This is a genomic window from Jeotgalicoccus halotolerans (assembly GCF_003387165.1).
GTDB classification, from domain to species: Bacteria; Bacillota; Bacilli; order Staphylococcales; family Salinicoccaceae; genus Jeotgalicoccus; species Jeotgalicoccus halotolerans.
In genome coordinates, this window is record NZ_QUMW01000010.1 from 236441 (window position 1) to 261642 (window position 25202).

The window sequence follows — 25202 nt, forward strand, 5'->3', positions numbered from 1 at the left end:
ATTTTAAAGAATTCTCTGTTCGGCATCCGCTTCGGTTACTTCTATAATTTCAAGACCTTCTGCCACTTCAGCCGAATCAGCAAGGGCAGCAACAATCATGCTTGTTGCCTCACTGTTATCCAAATTCACCAGTCCCACTGATATATTATTCTCTTCATCAAATTCCAGAAATGAACTGAGCATCCAAATTAAAAGAGCTGCCAAAATTACTGGTGAAAGTAAAATAAGAGGAAGTGTCAGCCACTTCCTCCTAAGTCTGCTGATGTCGTTAGCGATGAATACAAATATATGCTTCATTGTTCTCATCGCAAACGCATCCTTTCTATTTCTTAAAATCCTGTCGGTGCACCAAAGATTTCATTCATCCATTCTTCGAACTTCGGACCAACTTCATCGTTAAAGTATGCATTAAGTTCGTCAATATTCATCTGGCCGATATTCTTCTCGTTATCTGCAGCCGGCAGTTCAATTTCATTTACCGTCTGGCTGTCACTTGTTAAGTTAAGCACAAAAGTATCTCTTGTTACATTTACTCCATCGTCAGCATAAAGAGTCATATCTCCAGTCGCCTGATCCTCATTGTACACGGAGCTGCTTTCCATAAATAATGTCAGCGGTGATCCGAACATCTCTTCGTTGAAGTTGATATCCGCATTCCAGACTTCGTTGTCTTCTTCTTCTGTTTTAACAGAATTGATAACAAATAAATCTTCAGAATCTGCTCTCAAAGTAATTGTATCCTCGTAGCCTGACTCAGTTTCATTTAAGTCAGCAGTATAGCCAAGGACCGACTCCATAGTGTCATCAGTGAAGGTCATATCGTAGTTTATTACTCTGCTGTCTTCTGAAATGTCCGCAGTACCATCAACTGCAATTTGTCCTGTAGAATCATCAACTGTTACTGCTGTATCCAGGTCCCGCTGAATAATGTTGTCATCGCCATCAGTCCAGACCACAGAAGTTAAACCATCAGGGAATCCCGCATCTTCAATATTCTCTGCCGCTTCTTTCAATGAATCGTTAAACTCTGAAGCAGTATCTTCTGCAGAAGGAGCTTCAGGATTTCCGAAGTTTGCAGCCATCATTTGAGTTTCAATAATATTTGCGAGCTCCTCATCTTCAGCCATTTTATTAAACAAGTCTCTTAAGAATGTATGAATCTGTTCCTCTGTTAAAGTCATCGTGAGTTTATCAGCTTTAATCGTGTTCTCTCCGACAGTAATTTCTTCGCTTGCTGATTCGAAGGCTTCATCAGGCAAATTCTCCCGGACGAAAGTTGAATACTCATCTTTAAAGTATTCGCGCTGAGCCTCAGTCATAGCGCTGCTTTCAAAAAACATTGAGTAATCAATTTCTTCTGAATCGTCAAAGCTTTCAGGATCAAGAGTGTTCAGGAATGATGCTGCATCCGCTTCATTCACTACCATATACTCTTCAATGAATGGCAGAGTGAGGCCTGCTTTTTCACCTGTAATATAGGCGTTCACATCTGAAATACTAAAACCTGCGACATCAGCATTCAGTCCCATCGTGCTGACTTCATTTGCGATATCCTGACCCACGTTCAAATCAATATTAGAGTTATTAATCATCTGATCTAAGCCCATCTCCCGAAAAGAAGGGTCATTTGTTTCCGCTGTAATACTTATATTAGAGTCAATCGCATTTTCCTGAGCATACTCGTACCATTCAAGCTCGCTCTCAAAACGTTCTTCAAACAGCCCGAAAGTATTCTCTATTTCGTCCATTTCAGCCATTAAATAATTGTTCTTCGGGTTATTGATCATTGTTTGGAACAATATGTATGCCCCGATTGCTAGAACCGCAATAATGCCGACGGATACACCTAAAATTGTTAAACCTTTTTTCCCCATAGCAACATCTCCTTTATACTGCGTTAATTTACTCTAATATTATATTTAGTACACATTTTACCATAAAATATGTCTATAATGTGACGCCCTGTAAAATTTATCTGAGACATGCTCATTAAAAGAGTACTGATTCAACCAGAATTAAACTTGTACAAACAAAAAGGCGGTTCAAAATCCTGTCTTAAGGACTTTGAACCGCTTCTTTATTTTTTAGGCTGATAAAGTATTGTTTGTACGAAAAATGCTGTAAAACTCAGAAGCAAGGTCACACCGCCGCCGATATAAACGATAAGTGTAACTGCTTCAGGGAGATTAAAGGAAGCGACGTTTGTCAGAAACATTCCCAAAACCAGACCCGATGTACCGATAATTGCAGACCAGACGTGAAATTTCGAAAGTGCATTATATTTCACTTCAAATACTTTATAAAAAATAGACCACGAGAATAAACTGAGCCATCCTACAACTAAAATATGAGCGTGAATTGGTCTCAGTGCATATGATCCTGACCCTGCCATGTGTGCGCCCATGACAGAACCGATCAGTCCAAATAGTCCTGAGAATACAAGTAATAGTTTAACCGGATTATTCATAAAATTTTCCTTTCTAATGACTATTTAATAGTATTCTAAAATTTCTATATGAACGCAGTATGAACAGCGTGTGCTGAAAAATTAAAATCGCGTGTAATCTCAAATGAATATTGAGAATACACGCGATTTTGGCTTTATATTGCTTATCTTAATCCAAGGAATGATAATACAGCTAAAATAACTACAATAAGTCCGATAATATAAATAATATTTCTCATTTTATGTGCTCCCTGTTATTGTATTAACAATTACTTTCCTAAATTACTCCTGCCGGAAACATTTAATAAACACAAAAACCGACTTACTGATTTCATACATGAAGAACAGGGTATTGCTTAAACTGTACTTACAGTTAAATTTATAGACAGAGGTGAATTACATGTCGTATATACGCGTGCATGGTGCAAACCAGAATAATTTAAAAAATGTGAGTGTCGATATTCCAAAACATAAATTGACCGTTTTTACCGGACGGTCAGGTTCGGGAAAATCTTCACTCGTTTTCAGCGTACTGGCCGCAGAGTCAGAGCGTCTTCTGAATGAAACATACTCGAGCTACATTCAGCATCAGCTGACCCAGTATGAAAAGCCGGATGTAGACAGAATCGAGAATCTTCCAGTGGCTATGGTCATTAATCAGAAAAAACTCGGCGGCAACTCGCGGTCTACTGTCGGAACAATTTCCGATATATATTCATCCGTCCGTTTATTATGGTCTCGTGTCGGTACACCATTTGTGGGGTATTCTAACGTTTTTTCATTCAATAATCCGAGCGGGATGTGCGAACGTTGCCAAGGGCTTGGTTATGTCGAAGACATTGATTTAAATGAGCTGCTCGATTTCGACAAGTCTCTGAATGAGGATGCGATTAAATTTCCGTCATTCAGACCCGACAGCTGGAGGGGCAAGCGTTATTTATACAGCGGCCTGTTCGATAATGATAAAAAACTGAAAGATTATACAGAAGAAGAAATGAATACATTTCTTTATACAAAACCGAGAAAAATTAAAAACCCGCCGGATAACTGGCCGCGGACTGCCAAATTTGAAGGGCTGATTCACCGCTTCAGACGTTCGTTTCTTTTGAATGATAACTTTGAAAAGAAACGTTTCTTAACGGATGTGGAACGTGTCGTGACCAGTCAGAAATGTCCTGACTGCCACGGTCAGCGTCTTAATGACAAGGTGCTGAGCTGTAAAATTAACGGGGCGAGTATTGCCGACTTTACTGCATTATCAATCGATGACGCGATTGTTTTCCTGAAAAATTTAGATGATGAAAAAGCGAAGTTTATCGTTAAACCGCTGCTCGAACAAATGGAAGCTCTCTCTTATATCGGGTTAAATTATCTGACACTCAATCGGGAGACCCCGACGCTGTCAGGCGGAGAGTCCCAGCGTATCAAGCTCATCCGTCACTTAAACAGTCCGTTGACTGATCTCGTTTATATTATTGATGAACCGAGTGTCGGGCTCCATCCGGAAGATATTGAAAAAATTAATGAAATTATGCGCTCTATCCGCGATAAAGGAAATACAGTGCTGATTGTCGAACATGATCCCGATGTGATTCATATCGCTGACCATGTTATCGACATCGGACCCGGCGCCGGTCAGCACGGCGGGGAGATTATCTTTAACGGCACGTATGAAGAGCTGATGCAGACGGATACGCCGACCAGTCTCGCGCTTAATAGAACTCATCGGCTGAAAGAAAATCCGCGGCAGGCAGAATCGTTTATAAACCTGAAAAATATCACTAAAAATAATTTAAAAGATGTTTCTGTCGATATTCCGGCAGATCTCTTGTCTGTTGTAACCGGTGTAGCGGGGTCAGGTAAAAGCACTCTGATTAAAACTGGCCTTGGCAAATCGGAAGACGCGATATTTATAGATCAAAAAGCAGTACAGGCAACCAGCCGTTCCAACTTACTCACTTATATGGATTTATTTGACGAAGTGCGCACCTTTTTCAGTAAACAGACCGGTTTAAGGAAAAGCATGTTCAGCTATAATTCTGAAGGTGCATGTCCTGAATGCAACGGTAAAGGTGTGATTAAAACAGAATTGGCCTTTATGGCGGACTTTTCACAAATATGTGAGGTATGTAACGGTACGCGTTATAAAAAAGAAGTTCTTGAAGCTACAGTAAACGGCTATTCCATTGCCGATGTACTGGCACTGACGGTGGAAGAAGCTGTTTCCTTGTTTAAAAACAATGAAAAAGTTGTATCGCGTCTGCAAAATTTAGAAGCAACAGGTCTTCAATACATGACGCTCGGGCAGTCGCTCGACACATTGTCCGGCGGCGAAATTCAGCGTCTGAAACTCAGCCGTTATTTAGATAGTGATGCGAAAGATAAAATATTCATTTTCGATGAACCGACTACCGGTCTTCACGAAGATGATATTCCAGCTTTGCTGTCGTGTTTTGAACAATTAATAAATCAGCAGAACACCGTCATTCTGATTGAACATAATCTGACGATGATGACCCATGCTGACTGGATTATCGATGTTGGTCCCGGTCCAGGCTTAAGAGGCGGTAAAGTACTATACAGCGGGGAACCTGAAGGCTTATTAAATGTAGAGAATTCAGTTACTAGAGAACATCTTAAAAGATATATAAAAAATTCATCTTTTTGAGCAGAAACTTAGTATAAAAGTTTTAATTTAGTTAAGATTTAAAACTGTAACAATATCTCACTAATGCTTACTGGAGGATTTTATCTATATGAACAATAAATACAAGACTTTATTCGAGAAAGTGACACTTAAAAATGGAGTCGAATTAAAGAATAAATTTGCGCTCGGACCTATGACACACATTTCTTCACATGATGACGGTACGGTTTCCGATACTGAAATTGAATATATGCGCCTGCGTTCTAAAGATGTCGGTCTGTCTATTTCCGCTGCATCAAACGTAAAGGACCTCGGGAAAGCATTCCCCGGCCAGCCGTCAGTGGTCCGCGACTCGGATATAGAAGGATTAACACGTCTTGCAGATGCCATGAAAGAAAACGGCGCGAAAGCTATTCTTCAAATCCACCACGGCGGTGCTCAGGCGATTCCGCGTTTAACACCAGGAGCTGACTCTGCAGGACCGAGTTCAATGACAATGCAGAGTTTTGATGAAACAGAACCGCATGAAGTACGCGAAATTACAGAAGAGGAAATCTTAGAAACAATAAAAGCTTTTGGCGAGGCCACAAGAAGAGCCGCTGAAGCAGGATTTGACGGTGTTGAAATACATGGTGCCAACCATTATATTATTCATCAGTTCGTTTCTCCGTATTTTAATAAGCGTACTGATAAGTGGGGCGAAGATCCTTTTCTGTTCGCAATGGAGATTGTCGACGCAGTAACAAAAGCCAAAGAGAAATATGCTGAAGATGATTTCATCATCGGCTACCGTTTCTCACCTGAAGAGAAAGAAACTCCTGGTATCCGCATGGAGACTACAAAAGAGCTGATCGGCAAGCTGGTTGAAAAACCAATTGATTATTTACACGCTTCACTAAGCGAAGTGCATTCTGAGACACGTAAAGGAAAATATAAGGATATCGAACGTATAGAATTACTTCATCAGTGGATTGACGGCCAGATGCCGCTCATTGGAATCGGTTCAGTCTTTACTGCAGACCAGGCACTCCGTGCAATAGAAGAAGGTAATATGGAAATGATTGCGCTCGGCAGAGTTTTACTGCTCGATTACAATTTTATCAGTAAAATTAAAGAAGGCAGAGAAGATGAAATCTTTGAATACTTTGACCGGGACAGAGAAGATAAATACGACCTTCCTGAATTATTATGGGGGCAGCTCGACAAAGGGTTTTACCCGATGCCGAAAAAATAAATAAGATACAAAAATATCCCGGACATAAAAAGTCTGGGATGTTTTATATTTAAAACTCTTTTTATACTTCGCTTTAAGATTCCAAGATAAAAAAGCTTAAAACCCCATCATAGAGCCGTTATAACACATAGCGTTATTTTGTAACGCTATGTGTTATCTACTTTATTCCTCGATTCTTTATACACTTTCTCTGGAAATCCATATAACCTTAGTAATTCAATAGCATTGGAGCTTGTTGCAATACCGTCTTTAAGTTTGTAATCAAATTCGATATCATCATCAAGAAGTTCCTCACTGAAATGATAGAAGTCAAACTCGCCAATCAGTAAATCTGTTAGCTCCATATCATGTGTTGCCGCAATCAAATAAAGGTTCTCTTTCTCATGCAGATATCTTAAAAGAGCCTCACCCGCAGCTAGTCTTTCTACCGTATTAGTTCCTTTAAATATTTCATCAATAATACAGTAAACCTTTCCTTCAAAATCTTCAACTTCATCAACAATCCGCTTCAATGCTTTCACTTCACTGATAAAATAGCTGTCTCCTTCGATAACGCTGTCTGTAATTTCCATCGAAGATATTACTTTACCTGGTGTGTATTTAAATAATTCACTTGTGGAAGTGTTCAGTCCGTTACTCGTTATGACATTCACGCCGAGCGCTTTCATAAATGTTGATTTGCCCGCTGCGTTTGAGCCCGTCAGCAGAATATCATTCGCAAACTTCAAATCATTATCTACAGCAGCCACTACAAGCGGGTGATATAGTCCTTCAGTCTGCAAATACGAAGCTTCTTCTCTTTCCGGAAGAGAGTAATACGGCAGTGTTTCTCTCCACATTGCCAGGCTGTAATGAAGATCAAGCTCAGCTGTGTAATGCCATCCTTCTTTATAAAGCTCATGGTTTTTGTTAATCGTACGATTGAACAGATGATACAAATGATAATCTACTAAGAACATTAATTTAAAGGCAGAGAAAGCTTGAACAGCCATATTCATTTCTCCTGCGCTGTCGTCGTTAACAAAAAGAGGACTCATTAACGACAGCCGCTTCAGACCTTTACTGTTGAATTTCGAATCTAATTTACCCGCAGTAACAATAATATTGATAGCATAAAAAATATCTGTGTAATCAAACCCGGTTCCGCCTTTATGCTTATGAGATAAGTAAGCATTAATTACAAATCCTGAAAGGATAGTCAGTAAAGATATGTAAGGATTGATAAAAAATAAAAACACGCCGATAATCGGCATAAATGAAAACAGTATAAATATCGGATGATATTGTTTCACCGGCACTAATTCATACATAAACTTACTCGTGTTAGAATTTCCCGATTTCCCAAGCTTCGCTAAGCGGTATGAGATCTTTTCACGAAAGTCAGCATCGTGTTTTATTTTATGCAATAAGTCTTCATTTATAACATTCTTTTCTGTTGAATTGCGCAGCACTGCATAGAGAAGCTCCGTTCCTATCGTTGTAAATGTATAATTTATCTTCGCCATCAATTCGCTTATATCGAGATCATTCCAAGTTTCATCATCCACAACGTTTCTGTCAGCAGTATATTCATTTTCCATAATATTAACGAAATAGTTATGATAATGAATATAATATTCTGCAGTTGTCTTCAGTCTTTCCTGTCTGTACCACAGAGTCTTAACAACTTTCTTCAGTTTAAAGAACTCATATATTTTTATTACCAGGGAAATAATTATAATTAAACTCATTACAGTGATAAAAAGATAGAGCAGTTGAATAATAATCACCTTTCTCTCAGATGTCTAATTAACTATTAATAATTTTATCATTAATATAAATATATACGAAATTATTACTGTAAAGTTATAAATCAAATAAAATATTTATAAACTGTCCAACTATTCCGGATAGTTGATTTTATATATAACCGCCGTGTTCCTTGTGATATATTAAGTTAGATATTTATAGATGAGGAGGAATTGGACATGGTGCTGTTTGGAACTATCGTAGATGCCCTGGCTATTATTTTAGGCAGCTTCATCGGTTTGTTTTGGAGAAACATTAATGAAAATATGAAATCAACCATTCTCCAGGCTTTGTCTATTACCGTACTCGTCATCGGAATTGATATGGCCCTAGAAGCCAACAGTATACTTATTATCGTTGTTGCGAGCCTGGCACTTGGTTCCATGTTGGGTGAAAAATGGGATATTGAAGATAAAATGAATCACTTCGGCATCTGGCTCGAAACAAAAACCGGAGCAACAGAAGGCGGAGCAGCTGCTGCCTTTGTTACCGCTACATTAGTGTATGTCGTCGGAGCTGTCAGTATTATCGGTGCTCTCGACAGCGGACTCAGAAATGATCACACCGTACTGCTGACAAAAGCTTTAATCGACGGGGTGCTCGCTATTTTCCTGACATCCACCATGGGTGTTGGTATTATGTTCTCAGCCATCTCTGTCTTTCTGTTTCAGGGAGCTATCGCCTTATCAGCCTCTCAAATCAACCGCTTCATCCAGCCTGATCTGATGGATGATATTATTATCGCGATTACAGGCACTGGCGGTGTAATGATTATTGCGATTGGGATCAGACTGCTCGGTCTGATGAATATAAGAGTCGCGAATATGCTGCCTGCGATATTATTTACAGTACTATTCGTAGTCATTCAATATTACTGGGAAACAATCAGTTTGTTCTTTGTACAGATGTTTTAGTCTACGGGGAGTGGTGCAATATGGAAAACGAACTTCTTAAGATATTTGATTCTGAAGGAACATTAAAAGGGACAGCTTCAAGGGTTGAAGTACACCAAAAAGGTCTTTGGCATGAAACATTTCATTGCTGGTTCCTAAGTAAAGAAGACGGCAGAATCTTCATCCACTTTCAGCTTCGAAGTCCTGACAAGAAAGACTTTGCAAATATGTTAGATATTACAGCAGCTGGACATTTAAATTCTGATGAAAACGTTAAAGATGGTGTCCGGGAAATTAAAGAAGAACTGGGTATTAGTCTTACACTAAACGATTTAATTTATACAGGTGCAGTACCGGATGAAATTATTATTGATGATTTTATCGACAGAGAACTATGCCATGTATTTATATATAAGATTCCGGAAAATACCACACCTGATTATGTATTTATGGATGCCGAGGTATCTGATATTTTCAAAATTGAATTGCCTGTGTTTGAAAAACTGTGGTCTGAAGAATTATACTCGAGCAATATTAAAGATAAACTGATTAGCAGAGCTAATTTTGTTCCGCATGAGAACAGCTATATAACCTTTGTCATAAATAGTATCAAACAGTATGCTCTTTAATTCATCTGAAATTAATTTCAGATTCCGTCTTGACATTAATTCTGCTGTGTCCTATAGTTAGTTTAAATTAAATAATCAAATAACTTATTTTCTTATCAAGAGAGATGGAGGGACTGGCCCTGTGAAATCTCGGCAACAGACTTAATGTACTGTGCCAAATCCTGTAGCATCATGCTAAAAGATGAGAAGAGCGAATATACATCGGCCTCTTCTTATATTTTAAGAAGAGGTTATTTTCTTTTTCAGGAATGTATATCTGGTTTTTTAAAAAAAACACCTGTTATATACTGGTGTATTTTTATTACATTTTTTAATTCATACTATTTAACTATGTTTAAGGGGCGTTTTTTAATGATTGAGTTTATCGATGTAGATAAAACGTATCCAGGCATCGAAGCACCAGTTCATGCTCTGGATAATATTAATTTCAAAGTCGATGCCGGAGAAATATACGGTGTCGTCGGATACAGCGGCGCAGGAAAAAGTACTTTGATCCGCTGTGTCAACCAGCTGGAAAGTGTTACAGAAGGGAAAGTTATAGTCGACGGTAAAGATTTAACTTCACTCACACCGTCAGAACTGAGAGTAATAAAAAAACGAATCGGTATGATTTTTCAGCATTTTAATCTTTTAAATTCAAAAACGATATATACGAATGTTGCTATGCCGCTAATTTTAAATAAGACACCGAAAAATGAAATCAAAGCGCGTGTTACTGAACTGCTTGATTTTGTCGGCCTGTCGGATAAAGCGTCACAGTATCCAGACCAGTTGTCCGGAGGCCAAAAGCAGCGTGTCGGTATTGCCCGGGCACTTGCAACCAATCCGTCAATTCTGCTGTGTGATGAAGCAACGTCTGCATTGGATCCGCAGACAACAGAGTCCATACTCGAACTCCTTAGAAAGATTAATAAGGAATACAATATTACAATCTTGCTGATTACTCACGAAATGTCCGTTATCCGCGATGTTTGTCATAAAGTTGCAGTAATGGAGAACGGTAAAATTATTGAACGCGGCTCTGTCTTCGATGTTTTTTCTAACCCTGAAACAGAAACCGGCAGACGGTTTGTTAATACAGTGATGCAGACAGAGCTGCCGAATTACGTGCAAGACCTGGTGCAGGAAAGCGACGGTCAGTATATTTACAGAATCAATTTCATTAATCAGCTCGCAGTGAAACCGTACCTATCACAAATCAGCAAGCTTTACGATTTAAATGTGAATGTGCTGTTCGGCAATATCACTGAGCTGCAGGGTATACCGTTTGGCAATTTAATCGTTCAGTTCGACGGTTCAGCCCCCGAACTCGAAAAAGCATTACTTTATTTAGAAGAAAACAATGTTCATTACAGTGAGGTGAATACATATGCTGGTTAGCTGGAATACAATACTGGGGGCATTTTTAGAAACCGTGCAGATGGTCAGTATTTCGTTTATTTTCTCGATTATACTCGGGCTGCCGCTCGGCATTCTGTTATACGTCACTAGACCCGGTCAGATTTTAGAAAATAAAGCTGTTTTTACAATACTGAATGCAGTGATTAATGTCTTCAGATCACTGCCGTTCATCATCCTGCTTGTGGCAATAATTCCGGTTACAAAATTTATCGTAGGAACTTCTATCGGAACCGAAGCTGCGATTGTACCGATGGTTTTCTTTGCCGGACCTTATATCTCAAGGCTCGTGGAGAGTTCTCTGCTTGAAGTCGACGAAGGAGTACTGGAAGCGGCCGATGCGATGGGAGCAACACCAATGCAGACAATTATAAAATTCGTTCTTCCGGAAGCTCTCGGTTCTCTCATTGTAAATTTCACTATTTCCATTATAGGCCTGGTCGGTGCATCTGCCATGGCCGGCACGGTCGGAGGCGGCGGCATCGGGGACCTGGCAATCACGTACGGTTACCAAAGATTCGATACGATCACAATGCTGATTACAGTCGTCATATTAATTATTATGGTGCAGGGTCTGCAGTCAGCAGGCAACAAGCTCGCAAGAGTTGTAAGAAGAAGATAATAACAGGAGGATATAAATTATGAAAAAAGTCATTTTATTTACCAGTTTGCTTTTAATAGGGATTGTGCTTTCGGCCTGCGGTGACGGCGGTAAAGAAAAAGTCACTATCGGCATCAGCGGAACAGACACAGCAGTATGGGATTATGTAGCAGAGAAAGCTGCAGAAGAGGATATTGAAATCGAGATTGTTTCATTTAATGATTACGTACAGCCTAATACTGCACTTGCTGACGGTGAAATAGACTTAAACTCATTTCAGACTGTCGCGTATTTTGATGAATTTATCCAGGAAAGAAATCTGGATTTAGTACCGATTGCCACAACGAATCTTGCCCCAATGGGCATTTACTCTGACTCACTGACAGACGTTAATGACATTCCGGACGGCGGCACAATCGCACTGCCGAATGATGTATCCAACCAGGGACGTGCTCTGATGCTGCTTGAGGATGCTGGTTTAATTACGCTCGTCGAAGATTATAACGGTCTTGATTCGATTGAAAATGCAATCGTTGACAACCCGAATGATTATCAGTTTGAAGAAGTCGCACCGGCACAAATTCCACGTGCCTTAGGAGATGTGGATCTCGGTGTAATTAATAACGGAATTGCCAAAGATGCAAATCTGCACCCGATTAACGACTCTATTTACCGCGAAGATGACACAGCAACTGATTATGTAAATATTATCGCTGCTAATAGTGAAGATGCGGAGAATGAAACATATAACAGAGTTGCAGAACTTTATCAGGAAGAAGATACTGCTGAATTTATTGAAGAAGAATATGCCGGTGCTTTAATCCCGACAGTACTTGAATTAAATGATATCGGCTGGTAAAACAAATAAGCTCCCTTAATTGGGAGCTTTTAATTTACATCGATTCTATAAAGACTTCTTCCTTTTCACTTTGAGGGTTAAACGTTATATCTTCACTGATATTATGTTTCATAAATGAGTCGTACATCTGTTTTGCTACAGGCTCATTAAAGTCTTCCGTAAAATTATAATGCACATCGATTTCATTATCGTTTGGGCTGATTGTACCGGCAAGGTAGGCGATGATGCCTTCTTCTGTGCACAGTGTTAAATACTTTATTTTTTCAAGCTGCAGCTGCTGTTCAAAGTCCGGTATTGCTTCCGGTTTGATATTTTTAATTTCCATCAAAAAACTCCTCCCGGTATTTTTATTAGTTTACCCTTTTTCACGAGAAACAATCATCTGTTTTCATAGCGAATTTGTCTGAATTTATAGATAATTATAAAAGTCATCTGTATACTGATTTATATAAACTTAAAAATGAGGGATATATATGCGCTTTGAAACGAAAGCAATCCATGCCGGCAGACAAGTCGACCCAGTCACGGGGGCAGTGACAACACCAATTCACTTGTCTACTACATACGAACGGTCTGCTGACGGTTCTTATACCGACGGTTTTATGTACAGCCGCGGCGATAACCCGAACCGCCGTTCTTTGGAAGAATGTCTGACCGCGCTTGAACAAGGACATGATTGCGTAACATTTTCATCCGGGATGGCTGCAATTTCAGCAATCATGGAAGTTCTGCCTGAAGATAAACCCCGGAGAATTATTCTGCCGGATGATATGTATTTCGGTGTGCTCACTTTACTTGAAGAAACTGATCTGGGCAAAAGCTTTGATATTACTGCAGTGGATATGAAAAATCTTGACCAGCTGAGTCAGGCAGTAGAAAGCAAAGCAACGGGTATAGTCTGGATTGAAACACCTTCAAATCCGCAAATTAAAGTTACTGACATTGCTGAAGTCGTAAAAATAGCTGAAAAAGCAGGAGCAGTGACTGTTGTGGACAATACAACCGCAACACCTGTACTTCAAAACCCGCTTCTTCTGGGTGCAGATTTTTCACTTCATTCGGTCACCAAGTATATCGGCGGACACAGCGACTTATTACTCGGCGCTGTTGTCGCAAAAGAAGACAGTCCGATGCTTAACCGTCTTAGAACATGGCAGCACGCGAAAGGTGCAGTACCGTCATCATTTGACTGCTGGCTGGCACTGCGCGGGGTACAGTCTTTATCCGCAAGAATGTCTGTACACTGTTCAAATGCTAAAGTAATCGCTGAATTTTTAAGCCAGCACGAAAAAGTTGAAGCTGTACATTACCCCGGCCTCCCGAGTCATCCGGGGCACAGCATTGCAGCAGAACAAATGCGCGATTTCGGCGGCCTGATGTCATTTCAGGTCAAAGGAAATGATTCCGATGCACTTCAAATAGCCAATACAGTTAAAATCTTCACACAGGCCACCAGTCTCGGCGGCACACACAGCTATATAGAACATAGGGCTTCAGTAGAACAGGAACTGACGAAAGCACCGGCTAACTTGCTGCGCTTATCAATCGGTCTCGAAAATGTAAAAGATTTAATAGAAGATCTGAATCAGGCATTGTCGGAAATATAAAACATAATAATAAATTATATTATGAATAACCTCTGTGTAAACGGGAATATTTCCAATAACACGGAGGTGTTCTTATGAGGAAGCACTATAAATTAGTTATTCTCGGCGGAGGGACCGGTGGTATTTCAACCGCAAGCCGCATACTCTCTAAAAAGAAAGATGTAAAAGATGATGTTTTAATTATAGAACCGGGCGACTATCATTATTTCCAGCCTGCATGGCCGCTCGTTGGCAGCGGTGACGAAAAGCTGGATTCAACCTGGAAACCAATGGAAAAAGTCATACCAAAGGGAGCACGCTGGCTCCAGGCAGCAGTAAAAGAGGTAGACCCTGTTAAACGTGAAGTAACGGCTGATGAAACCCTCATCAGTTACGATTTTTTAATCGTCGCTCTTGGTATCGAACTTAACTACGATGCAATTAAAGGTGCACGGGCGTGCCTTGGACACAACGGCGTATGTACTAATTATTTATATAATCTCGTTGAATACACCTACGAATCACTTAAAAACACAAAATCCGGCAACATCATCGTAACCAAGCCAGAAGCAAAAATTAAAGGCGGTGTTTCTGCAGAAAACTCGCTGTTTACAATGGATGATTTTATCAAACAGCAGAATCGTAACATCGATATAATCTTTAGAAGCGGGCGGGAAGAACTGTTTGAAGTAAAGAAATATAACGACAGTTTAATTAGTCAAATGGAAGAAAAACATATAGATTACAAACTGAACGAAGAACTGATTGAGGTTAAAGGTGAACAGAAACAGGCGGTATTCAAAAATACACATACTGGCGAAACACATACTTTACCTTTTGAAATGCTCGTTATTACACCGCCGATGCATGGTCCTTCAGTTTTAAAAAACTCCGGCCTGCTGGATGAAGAAGGCTGGGTGGATGTTGATAAACACACGATGATGCACAAAAAATACACTACTGTATTTTCCCTTGGCGATTCATCGAGCCTGCCGACAGTAAAAATGGGTGCTGCTGTCAGAAAACAGCTGCCGGTGCTCGTCGATAATCTAATCGAGCGTATGAGTGATCAGGAACCCACTCATAAATATGACGGCAGAACAGCCTGTCCCATCGCCACTGAATACGGTGAGCTGATTCTTGCTGAATTCGGTTATGAAAGGAAGCCGAAAGAAACGACTTTCCTGAATCAGGCTGATGATAAGATAATTTTTTATCAGTTTAAAAAGAATATGCTGCCGATTATGTACTGGTATGCCTTATTGAAAGGTAAATCATAACTTAAGAAAAACAGCACTGCCGCTAACTGGCGGCAGTGCTGTTTTGTCATTTAAAAGTAAGGTTTTCAAGTCTGATATAACCCGCTGCATCAAGCTCGACATTGTCAAGCTGAGCTGTATTATACGCCAAAGTCATATTTGGATGAACTAAAGGTGCATACGGCACATCTTCACGAAGCATATTATGGATATTTGTATACCTTGCCAGTCTGTCCGCATCTTCTGTTGCACTGCGTGCACTCTCAAGTGCAGCATCAACATCTTCGTTCGTATAGAATGCCCTGTTGCCGCCAAAACCTCTATTAGTGCTGAGTGTCAGCGCAGATAACAGATAATCCGCATCGCCGGTAGATGCTGTGAAACTGAGCAGGAACATATCATGCTGACCCTGTCCTAAACGTTCCATAAATGTCGCCATTTCATATTGTTCAATTGTAATATTGATATTTAATTCTTTAAGCTGTTCCTGAATATACACTGCCGAATCAATTAAATCCTGACTGTCATTGACCCAGATAGTTGCATCGAAGCCGTCAGCGTAATTTGATTTACTAAGTGCAGCCTGCGCTTTCTCCATATCCTGTTGAACTTCGGGTAATTCCTCATCATAACCAAAGACACTTGAGGAAACCATGCTGTTCGGAATTGCAGCTTGACCGTTATATATACCTTCTTTTAATTCTTCTCTGTCAATCGCAAAATCAATAGCCTGACGCACTTTCACATCATCAAACGGTTCTTTTTCTGTATTGAATCCAAGATAGTTGGTTCTCAAGGATTCCGCTTCAACAAATTCAGTGCTGTCACTGTTTTGAACCCTGTCCATCATGGCCATATCTACAGGTGTGGTAATATTTATCCCGCCGGATTCCAATTCTGCCATCATCGAACCTGACTCAGGAATAATAACAAATGTCAGGTTATCAATATTGCTTTCTCCTGAAAAATCTTCAAATCTTTCAAATTCTATATTCTGTCCCGGTGCTCTCGCTTTAAACTTAACATAGTTGGTTCCATCCGGGTTTTCTGAAATATAAGTGCCGGTATGCTCTGAAATCTGGTCGGAAACGTCTGTAAACTCTTGACTGCCTGCATCACGCAGCTCGTAATAATCTTCTGCCGTTATTTCTAATCCTGCCTGATCAATAGCATTTTGATAATCAGCATCGATACTTTCTTTACTCATAATACTTGCTGCCGTGTGCGCTAGATTATCAGGCAGCGGGGCAAATGGATATGAGGTAGTAATATTCAGTTCATAATCATTCACAATTTCAATATCTTCAATCATTTCGAAAAGGAACACGGTAGGAGCACTGATGCTCGGATCCTGTACACGTTCGAGCGATGCCTTTACATCGTCCGCAGTAAATTCAGAGCCGTTATGAAACGTTACACCTTCAGCTAATTTAAAGTTCCACGTAGTTTCGTCTGTCTGCTCCCATTCTGCAGCAAGGCCGGGCTTTCGGGACATATCAAGTTCCCGAGCGACAAGCGTCTGATACAGATGACGCCTGACTTGTATCGCATTAACATCGTTAGTTCCATGAGGATCTATAGTCGATAAATCCTGGTCAAACCCAACAACGATATCGCCGGTTTTAGCTTCTTCAGCAGATTCGTCTCCGTCTATCTCAGCAGTTTCATCATTAGAACAGGCCGCAGCGACTGATAGGACCAGCAGCGTAAACAGTAATAACAGCTTTTTAAACATAGCAGTACCCCCTAATATTATTTAATTTTGTATCCTCTTAAAATAGTTTGAATATTTAAAATTATATAATGAATAAGTTATAAATGCTATTTATATTTTAAAGGAATGCAGTTAAATCTTATAAAGGCTGGTCTGAAGAAGTGAAAGCTATGCTCTTTGGCCGGCCAAACTCTGAAATCATACAAAAACCGGGACAAAGTTGTCCCGGTTCGCTTTTATTTGAGTTCCAGCTCTTCTGATGACATTTTTCTGACTTTCTCAAGCAAGTCGCTGTCTTCAATTAATGACTGTCCGTAAGAGGGTATCATTTCTTTTAATTTTGTTTCCCATTTTTCAGTGTATTCCGGGAAACTCTGTCTAAATACTTCGAGCACAACTGAAACTGACACTGATGCGCCTGGTGATTCACCCAGAAGAGCTATCACAGAGTTATCTTCTGAACTGACCACTTCCGTACCAAACTGAATGAAACCTTTACCATGCTCTTTTGTATCTTTAATGACTTGCACACGTTTACCTGCGATATGAATATCCCAGTCCTCGTCTTTCGCCTCAGGAACAAATCTTCTGAGTTCTTTCATTCTATCGGCTTTACGCATCAGCACCTGCTGGATTGAATATTTCACCAGCGGAATATTTTTAGCACCTGCCGAAGCCATCGTCAGAAGATTATCCGCATTGATGGATTTAAAGAGATCCAGATTCGAACCATATTTTAAAAACTTCGGTCCTATGGCCGCAAAGGGTCCGAACAGCAGACTCTCCTGTCCCTGGATATAGCGTCTGTCTAAGTGAGGTACTGTCATTGGGGGTGTTCCGTACGGTTCTTTACCATAAACTTTAGCATTATGACGGCTGACCACCTCAGGATTGTTGCAGACTAAAAAAGCACCGCTGATTGGGAATCCGCCCAGATGTCTGCTTTCAGGTATTTTTGTTTTCTGCAGCAGAGGAATTGCATGTCCGCCCGCCCCGATGAAAATATAGTCTGCAGTGTGGTATTCAATTTTATCTTCCTCAAGATTGCGGATTTTAACTTCCCATCTCTTATTTTCCAGCTGTCTAAAATCTAAAACTTCATGACGGTAATAAACAGCAGCATTATCATGTTCATTAATATTGCGTGCCATTTTACGCGTTAATTCCCCAAAATTAACATCGGTACCGTCATCGATTTTACTTGCAGCTACAGGCTCTCCTGATTCCCGGCCATTCATCATCAACGGTATCCACTGTTTCAGTTTATTATTATCTTCTGTATATTCCATATTACGGAACATAGGATGCGTCATGAGGGCTTCATAGCGCCGTTTTAGAAAATCTACATTACCTCTGCCCATGACAAAACTGATATGAGGCAGCGGGCGAATGAATTCTTTCGGGTTCCTTATATAATTATTCTTAATTAAATAAGACCAGAACTGTTTGGAAATCTCAAATTGTTCATTAATTGCTTTCGCTTTCCCGATATCAATAGAACCGTCTTTTTGCTCAACAGTATAATTTAATTCACATAATGCAGCATGTCCTGTTCCCGCGTTATTTGTTTCATGAGAACTTTCATTCCCGGGAGCATCCAGCCGTTCAAACAGTTTAATATTCCATCCGGGCTCTAAATCTCTGAGAAAGGAACCGAGTGTTGTACTCATAATTCCCGCCCCGATTAATATGATGCTTTTAGATGAGTTATTATCCATGTTTAGCCAGCTTTCTTCTTTATTAATCAAAAGTTATTTTATAATCATAACCGGTATATTTGCACGTTTTGCCACCTTATGCGTAACATGGCCGAGAACATGCTTGATGTCCTTTTTAGAACGTTTATTGCTCATTACTACAATTTCATAATCATTTGTTTCAATTTCTTTTTTTAGTTCTGCAAGAATACGTCCAGTGGCGAAATGAATTTTATAATTTAAACCGCACTCATCGAGCTTGTCTGTAAATGGTTTAAGGTCTTCGACTCTTTCTTTTGCAATATCATCGAAGTGTTTGCCCTGATACTTCACATTATCCGCCATCTCACTTTCTGTTATTACATTAAATATTGTAATGATGGACTCCTTGCTGTTATCCGTCAGTTTCTCCAGCTGTTTCGGCACATTCGTAAATGAGTTTCCAAAATCATATGGAAGTAAAATCTTTTTATACAAAAAAACACATCCTTTCTAATATTAAAAACAACTCTGTTACATTCCTCATTTAATTTAATATTAAAGCCAAACGTTATACTTTTGCAATATTATACCCTTAATTCACTTATAATATCATGAAAACTATTTACCTGTTTTGGATAATCGGGTTTTTAGGTCTGATTCTCGGGCCGATGCTTTTCTCTCTGTACGGAAGTTTTACCAACTATAATGTGACTTCAACGATGGACTTTGTAAGCTTCCAAAATTACGAGGAAATGTTTCTGCATGACAGTCTGTTCTGGACTTCTCTCTACAACACACTGTATTTCGTAATATTTTCAGTACCGTTAACGACGATTGCCGCTATTTTTATATCTGTGCTTGTTAATCAGAACTTACCGGGAATGAAATTTTTCAGGACAGTCTTTTACCTGCCTGCCATCTTGTCCGGGGTCGGTGTCTACCTTTTATGGATGCAGCTGTTAGACCCCTCCACAGGGCTTATCAACAGCTTCCTCAGCTTGTTCGGTATCAGCGGTCCCAACTGGCTGTTTGATGCAGGATGGGCAAAACCTTCATTGATTCTCATGAAACTCTGGAGTGCAGGCGGAGCGATGCTTTTATACCTTTCTGCCATGCAGGGTATTTCTAAAACATTATACGAAGCAGCAGTCATGGAAGGCGCATCCAGAGTCCAGATGTTTTTTAAAGTGACCTTGCCGATGATCAGTCCCATTATTTTTTTTGACGTCATTACAAGTACCATCGGTTCGTTTCAGATTTTCCAGGAAGCATACATTATGAGCTCCGACAGTGCTGGATCTCCCGAGAATTCATTGCTGTTTTTTAACCTGCATATGTGGATTAAAGCATTTAATGTGTTCGATATGGGTTATGCCATGGCAATGTCCTGGATCCTGTTTATCATCGTGCTGATTCTGACATTGATTAACTTTAGGTTTGCAAAATACTGGGTTCACTATGAGGATGATTGATTATGTATGATTCTAAAAATATGAAATTTTGGCGTGGATTTAACTTCCTGCTGCTGATTGCCGGCAGCCTCTTTATGATGGCACCCTTATTTTGGATGCTCTCCATTTCTTTAAAATCAATGGATGAGATTTACCGGGGGGAGTTTTCATTTATACCCGACGACATACAATTTTCCAATTTTATAGAAATATTTAATGTCATTCCTTTTGGCACATACTTTCTTAATACATCCGTCATCACGGTTATAGTCGTCTTGGCTAATGTATTTGTTAATGCTTTTATCGCTTACGGTTTTGCCAAGATAAAGTTCAAAGGCAGAAAAGCACTGTTTATTATCGTTTTATCCACGATGATGCTGCCCGGTTTTGTTACTTTAATTCCGCAATATGTAATATTTGCTAAAATCGGACTCGTGAACACATATTATCCGTTAATCATTCCGCACTTGCTTGGAAGTGCTTTTAACATCTTCCTTTTAAGACAGTTTTTTAAAGGCGTGCCGGATACTTATATCGAAGCAGCAAAACTGGAAGGCGCCAACCATTTTCAAATCTTCTTTAAAATTGCGCTGCCGATGGTTAAACCTGCGCTGTTTACAGTGGCAATATTTTCATTCAACGGCGTCTGGAATGACTTCCTCGGTCCGCTGTTATACTTAAACGACGAGTCATTATATACTTTACAGCTCGGTCTGCAGGTGTTCCAGGAACAGTCAACGACACAATGGAATTACCTCATGGTCGGATCACTGCTGATCCTGGCACCAGTCATCATATTATTCTTCTTTTTTCAGAAATACTTTATACAAGGCTCTAATATTCTCGGAGACAGAGAAGAAAAATAACTACATTTAAGGAGAAAAATTATGGCTCAATTACATTTGAAAAATATAAAAAAACAATATGACAGTTCTGGACCTGTCGTCGTCAAAGATTTTAATCTGGACATAGAAGAAGGGGAGTTTATCGTATTTGTCGGTCCTTCAGGCTGCGGAAAATCTACTACTCTCCGAATGATGGCAGGGCTGGAAGAGATTACTGACGGTGAATTTTATATCAATGATAAAAAAATGAACGGGATAGCACCTAAGAACCGCGACATTGCCATGGTTTTTCAAAATTATGCTTTATACCCGCATATGACCGTATACGATAATATAGCCTTTGGTCTGAAGATTAAAAAACGGCCGAAACAGGAAATCAAACAAAAGGTCGAAGAAGCAGCGGATATACTCGGACTGACAGAATATCTGCACAGAAAACCGAAAGCACTGTCCGGAGGACAAAGACAGCGTGTTGCGCTCGGACGTGCTATTGTCAGAGAAGCGGATGTTTTCTTAATGGATGAACCCTTGTCGAACCTGGATGCTAAATTGCGCGTGCAGATGAGAGCCGAGATTATGAAGCTGCACCAGCGCCTTAAAACGACGACTGTTTATGTGACCCACGATCAGACCGAAGCACTGACCATGGCAACGAGAATTGTTATTCTTAATAATGGTGAAATTATGCAGGTGGGTGCACCTCAGGAAGTTTATAATACGCCAAACAACTTATTTGTTGCTCAATTTATTGGCTCACCCTCTATGAATATATTCGATGGTATATTCGACGGGGAACGTTTAAAAATCGGCAATACAAATATTAAGGTTGCGGAAGCTGACAAGCATATACTGAAAGAGCATGGGTATACAGACAAGAAAATTAAATTTGGCATCCGCCCTGAGAATGTTCAGGAGTATCAGCAGCTTTCTAAGCCGGAAGAAGCATCACTGTTCGATATAAAAGTCAGGGTGAATGAACTGCTTGGTTCGGAATTCATGATTTACTCCGAACTTGAAGGAGAAGAGATTGTAGCAAGGGTAGATGCGCGTAACCAAAATAAACCCGGCGACACAATGACCTTTGCCTTTGATATGGATAAAGGACATTTCTTTGATTTCGATACTGGAGAAAGAATTACAGATAATTAAAAAATGCCTGCTTACTCGACCGGTAAGCAGGCATTTTTTGTTATTTGATAATCATCACAGGTGTATTGACGCGTTTTGCGACCTTATGAGTTACATGACCAAGGACATGTTTAATATCCCTTTTAGAACGTTTGTTGCTCATTACTACCACTTCATAATCATGGTTGTTAATTTCAGTTAACAGTTCGTTGATAACACGGCCAACTTCAAAACGGACTTCATATTCCAGATCGCGTTTTTCCAATTCGTCTGTAAAAGGCTTCATTTCTTTAATTTTATCTTCTTTTATTTGATTGAACCGCTTGCCGTTGAATTTTACATCACTGGACATCTCATTTTCAGTTATAACGTTAAAAATCGTTATAATCGCACCTTCACTGTTCTCCGTCATTTTCGCCAGCTGGCCTGGTACATTTTCAAACGAATTCCCAAAATCATAGGGCAGTAATATCTTTTTATACATGCTTACACATCCTTTAATATTAATTATGTTTTATATCAATTTTTACGCTTCATTTATTAATATTCCCTTGGTTTCAATACTTACACATTTTACCTTCCGCAAAAGTATTCAAATTAGCATATCAGATTCCCACGGTTTTGAATACACCATTTATCGTAAATGTTTCAATAAACATTGCCATCTCTTCAATTGACTCTTCACAGCCGCCTTTGAGCCATTTTAAAAGTACACCGATATGGGCGTTCGTGATGTAAGTAATCAAATAATCAGTAAATATTTCAGAATCCAGTTCAACACCGAATTCTCTGCTTTTCACCTTATAAAAGTCAAACATATGCTGTGAAAAATATTTCGCAAGTTCTCCACTGCCAAGACTGTTAGCAATAACGAGCACGCGTCTGCGGTTATCTTTAAGATACTGGAACATCTTCAAAATAGTATTGTTAAGATCATTCTCATCCACATCTTTAAAACTGCTGCCTGTAATATTTTTGTAGAGCAGCTGTTCAATATCCGTCATCATCGAATTTTGATAACTCTCTATCAGTTCGTATTTATCTTTATAATAAGTATAAAATGTTCCGCGGTTAATCATAGCTTCTGAACTGATGTCCTGGATAGTAATGCTTTCGAACGGCTTTTTCTCAAGCAGGGTAATGATGGCACTGTCAATTGCGTTTAATGTTTTCTGTACTCTTAAATCTTTTTTCAAAAATAAACAACCTTTCTTTTAAATGTGTCGGTTATCCTACAAACATGGATATATCAACCATTGAAGAATAATTTAATCGCCTTATAATGGTTTATTGTACATCGTGTACGATAACTTTAACACAAAAAAAATGAAGGATGATTAAATGTTACAGGATTTTAAATTTGTATTTAAAAAACCGTTGTTATTAGTATCTCTTGCATTCATTTCATTATTTCCGGTTATATATGCATTGACATTTCTTGGTGCAATGTGGGACCCATATGACCGCACAGGCGATATGCAGTTCCATATAGTAAATGAAGATGCAGGCAATGAGGATATAGAGCTCGGAAAAGAAATCGAAGCTGAGCTGAAAGATAACGACCAGCTGGACTGGCAATTTTCCACTCTGGAAAAAGCAGAAGAAGCAATTAAAAGCGGAGAATCATACGGATATCTGGAAATCCCTGCAGATGCTTCTGATAATGCCATGACCTTCTTAAGCGAATCACCGGAAAATGTAAACCTTAAACTAAAGACAAATCCGGGATTCAATTTCATCGGTTCAATTATGTCTGAACAAGTCGGTTCAGTCTTAGTCGAAACAGTTCAAAAAGAAATTACAGAAACATATACCAAAACATTGATTAGCGAACTCGGCAGTTTGTCCGACCAGAGTGATGAAGCACAAGATGCCATTGCTGAGCTGAAGAACGGTGCAGTCACACTTGACGATGGACTTGGCCAGCTCGAGGACAGCTCAGCGCAGTTAAAACAAGGCGCAGACAACCTTGAAAGCGGCGCTTCACAAGTCAGCGAGGGAGCAGGAACACTGTATAATGGTGAACAGCAATTTACAGGACAGATCACTCAGCTGGCACCAATGCTTGGAAATTACGCACAGACGGTCCAAGGTGCACAGTCAGAACTTGAAAATGGAGCAGGCCAGTTAAATGAAGCCAGCACACAGCTTGCTGGCGGGGCTTCTGAATTGAATTCAGGTATTGGGCAAATGAACGGCGGTATCAGCGAGTTGAAAGCAGGCTCCAGCGAATTGGCAGAAGCACTTACAGAGGTTGATACCAGATTTAACGAGCTGCTTGCGGAAATAGAAGAGCAGAATATTGTTTTCAGTGATGAGGGAGCAGAAGCGATTGCAAGTCCTGTTAACCTGGATATTGAGTCCATGGTGGATACACAAAACTATGCGCAGAGTTTTGCACCGTTAATTATTGCAGTCAGCCTGTATATCGGAGCTATTACATTTAATGTTGTATATCCGATGAATAAAATATTCGAAAATAAGAAAAATGTATTCAGCCAGTGGCTCAGCCGCGGTCTGCTGTTTTTATCTCACTCGGTAATCATTACAACTCTGCTGTATGCTGCAATTGTCTGGGTAATGCAGATTGAGATTGCCAGCCACTGGAGATTTTACTTTGCGATGCTTGTATGGTCTCTCGTTTCCATTTCCATTATAGGATTGCTGGTAATGATATTCGGCAACTTCGGAAAATTCCTCGGAATCGTGCTGCTGATTGTACAGTTATCATCAAGCGGCGGAACTTTCCCGATAGAAACCGCAAACAATTTCTATCAAACGCTTTATGAATTCCTGCCGATGGCATTCGTCGTGTCCAGCTTTAAAGATGCGATTTTCGGCCAGGCATTTAACATGGAATTCAGCACAATAATGTATATCCTGCTAGCAATAGCTGCAGGTGCTTATCTGCTCGTATTGTTAGTATTATGGCTGAAAGATAAATTCCCTAAGTATGAAGAAAAAGCGAATAAAATGGCCAAATTTGAAAACTAAAAGTTCAGCCCGCTGACCGAGCGGGCTTTTTTTCTTTATCGGCTTGTTTGG

At 39.8% G+C, this 25202-nt stretch carries 23 protein-coding genes and 1 riboswitch; of the genes, 13 read left to right on the forward strand and 10 right to left on the reverse strand.

What is annotated here, in order from left to right; all coding sequences use genetic code 11:
• Positions 1-3 precede the first annotated feature (3 nt).
• From DFR63_RS05985 to DFR63_RS05995, 3 genes are all read right to left on the reverse strand, one after another.
• Positions 4-306, reverse strand: a complete 303-nt coding sequence (locus DFR63_RS05985) for an ABC transporter permease (protein ID WP_115885033.1) — start codon at positions 304-306, stop codon at positions 4-6.
• A gap of 23 nt (positions 307-329) precedes the next feature.
• On the reverse strand, positions 330-1874 hold the full coding sequence (locus DFR63_RS05990; protein ID WP_115885034.1) for a DUF6583 family protein: 1545 nt from the start codon (positions 1872-1874) through the stop codon (positions 330-332).
• A gap of 203 nt (positions 1875-2077) precedes the next feature.
• Entirely contained in the window at positions 2078-2467 is a 390-nt protein-coding gene (locus tag DFR63_RS05995; protein ID WP_115885035.1) for a hypothetical protein, read from the reverse strand.
• A 379-nt stretch (positions 2468-2846) separates the two neighbouring features.
• Here DFR63_RS05995 and DFR63_RS06000 point away from each other — a divergent pair, with 379 nt between their 5' ends.
• Positions 2847-5114 carry an ATP-binding cassette domain-containing protein gene (locus DFR63_RS06000; RefSeq protein ID WP_115885036.1) on the forward strand — a complete coding sequence of 756 codons (2268 nt, stop codon included), beginning with the start codon at positions 2847-2849 and terminating at the stop codon, positions 5112-5114.
• An 88-nt stretch (positions 5115-5202) separates the two neighbouring features.
• A complete protein-coding gene (locus DFR63_RS06005) occupies positions 5203-6327 on the forward strand; it encodes an NADH-dependent flavin oxidoreductase (protein WP_115885037.1) in 1125 nt (374 codons plus the stop codon).
• A 146-nt stretch (positions 6328-6473) separates the two neighbouring features.
• On the opposite strand, the gene DFR63_RS06010 is transcribed toward DFR63_RS06005, so the two are convergent.
• Complete coding sequence (locus DFR63_RS06010; RefSeq protein ID WP_115885038.1) at positions 6474-8096, reverse strand: MutS-related protein; 1623 nt, start codon at positions 8094-8096, stop codon at positions 6474-6476.
• 198 nt (positions 8097-8294) lie between these two features.
• Here DFR63_RS06010 and DFR63_RS06015 point away from each other — a divergent pair, with 198 nt between their 5' ends.
• The 5 genes from DFR63_RS06015 (at position 8295) to DFR63_RS06035 (ending at position 12495) form a co-directional block, all read left to right on the forward strand.
• Entirely contained in the window at positions 8295-9029 is a 735-nt protein-coding gene (locus DFR63_RS06015) for a DUF554 domain-containing protein (protein WP_115885039.1), read from the forward strand.
• 20 nt (positions 9030-9049) lie between these two features.
• Positions 9050-9637, forward strand: a complete 588-nt coding sequence (locus DFR63_RS06020; protein WP_115885040.1) for an NUDIX hydrolase — start codon at positions 9050-9052, stop codon at positions 9635-9637.
• 89 nt (positions 9638-9726) lie between these two features.
• A riboswitch (SAM riboswitch) is annotated at positions 9727-9825 on the forward strand.
• Positions 9826-9988: 163 nt separating this feature from the next.
• Entirely contained in the window at positions 9989-11017 is a 1029-nt protein-coding gene (locus DFR63_RS06025) for a methionine ABC transporter ATP-binding protein (RefSeq protein WP_115885041.1), read from the forward strand.
• Complete coding sequence (locus tag DFR63_RS06030) at positions 11007-11657, forward strand: methionine ABC transporter permease (RefSeq protein WP_115885042.1); 651 nt, start codon at positions 11007-11009, stop codon at positions 11655-11657. The genes DFR63_RS06025 and DFR63_RS06030 overlap by 11 nt, the downstream gene beginning before the upstream one ends.
• A 19-nt stretch (positions 11658-11676) precedes the next feature.
• On the forward strand, positions 11677-12495 hold the full coding sequence (locus DFR63_RS06035) for a MetQ/NlpA family ABC transporter substrate-binding protein (protein WP_115885043.1): 819 nt from the start codon (positions 11677-11679) through the stop codon (positions 12493-12495).
• A 34-nt stretch (positions 12496-12529) separates the two neighbouring features.
• On the opposite strand, the gene DFR63_RS06040 is transcribed toward DFR63_RS06035, so the two are convergent.
• Positions 12530-12820, reverse strand: a complete 291-nt coding sequence (locus DFR63_RS06040; RefSeq protein ID WP_115885044.1) for a hypothetical protein — start codon at positions 12818-12820, stop codon at positions 12530-12532.
• 148 nt (positions 12821-12968) lie between these two features.
• Between DFR63_RS06040 and DFR63_RS06045 the strand changes: the two genes are divergently transcribed.
• Positions 12969-14102: a trans-sulfuration enzyme family protein gene (locus DFR63_RS06045; RefSeq protein ID WP_115885045.1), complete on the forward strand. Its 1134-nt coding sequence runs from the start codon at positions 12969-12971 to the stop codon at positions 14100-14102.
• A 74-nt stretch (positions 14103-14176) separates the two neighbouring features.
• The gene (locus DFR63_RS06050) at positions 14177-15361 is read left to right on the forward strand and encodes an NAD(P)/FAD-dependent oxidoreductase (RefSeq protein ID WP_115885046.1); all 1185 of its coding nucleotides are present in this window, start codon (positions 14177-14179) and stop codon (positions 15359-15361) included.
• A gap of 46 nt (positions 15362-15407) precedes the next feature.
• Here the strand turns inward: DFR63_RS06050 and DFR63_RS06055 are convergent, their stop codons facing one another.
• The 3 genes from DFR63_RS06055 to DFR63_RS06065 form a co-directional block, all read right to left on the reverse strand.
• Positions 15408-17075: an ABC transporter substrate-binding protein gene (locus DFR63_RS06055; protein WP_115885047.1), complete on the reverse strand. Its 1668-nt coding sequence runs from the start codon at positions 17073-17075 to the stop codon at positions 15408-15410.
• Between the two features lie 215 nt (positions 17076-17290).
• Positions 17291-18772: a malate dehydrogenase (quinone) gene (gene mqo / locus DFR63_RS06060; protein WP_115885048.1), complete on the reverse strand. Its 1482-nt coding sequence runs from the start codon at positions 18770-18772 to the stop codon at positions 17291-17293.
• A gap of 33 nt (positions 18773-18805) precedes the next feature.
• Positions 18806-19228: a universal stress protein gene (locus DFR63_RS06065; RefSeq protein ID WP_115885049.1), complete on the reverse strand. Its 423-nt coding sequence runs from the start codon at positions 19226-19228 to the stop codon at positions 18806-18808.
• Positions 19229-19344: 116 nt separating this feature from the next.
• Here DFR63_RS06065 and DFR63_RS06070 point away from each other — a divergent pair, with 116 nt between their 5' ends.
• From DFR63_RS06070 to DFR63_RS06080, 3 genes are read left to right on the forward strand one after another with little or no spacing between them, the layout of a single operon-like run.
• Positions 19345-20205, forward strand: coding sequence for a carbohydrate ABC transporter permease (locus DFR63_RS06070; protein WP_115885050.1), 861 nt, complete (start codon positions 19345-19347; stop codon positions 20203-20205).
• 2 nt (positions 20206-20207) lie between these two features.
• A complete protein-coding gene (locus DFR63_RS06075) occupies positions 20208-21050 on the forward strand; it encodes a carbohydrate ABC transporter permease (RefSeq protein WP_115885051.1) in 843 nt (280 codons plus the stop codon).
• Positions 21051-21071: 21 nt separating this feature from the next.
• Complete coding sequence (locus DFR63_RS06080; RefSeq protein ID WP_115885052.1) at positions 21072-22178, forward strand: ABC transporter ATP-binding protein; 1107 nt, start codon at positions 21072-21074, stop codon at positions 22176-22178.
• Between the two features lie 40 nt (positions 22179-22218).
• On the opposite strand, the gene DFR63_RS06085 is transcribed toward DFR63_RS06080, so the two are convergent.
• Together DFR63_RS06085 and DFR63_RS06090 are read right to left on the reverse strand one after the other, a co-directional pair.
• Positions 22219-22641 carry a universal stress protein gene (locus DFR63_RS06085; protein ID WP_115885053.1) on the reverse strand — a complete coding sequence of 141 codons (423 nt, stop codon included), beginning with the start codon at positions 22639-22641 and terminating at the stop codon, positions 22219-22221.
• A gap of 121 nt (positions 22642-22762) precedes the next feature.
• Complete coding sequence (locus DFR63_RS06090) at positions 22763-23353, reverse strand: TetR/AcrR family transcriptional regulator (protein WP_115885054.1); 591 nt, start codon at positions 23351-23353, stop codon at positions 22763-22765.
• Between the two features lie 145 nt (positions 23354-23498).
• On the opposite strand from DFR63_RS06090, the gene DFR63_RS06095 reads away from it, so the two are divergent.
• Entirely contained in the window at positions 23499-25151 is a 1653-nt protein-coding gene (locus DFR63_RS06095; protein WP_115885055.1) for a YhgE/Pip domain-containing protein, read from the forward strand.
• The last annotated feature ends 51 nt before the right edge of the window (positions 25152-25202 follow it).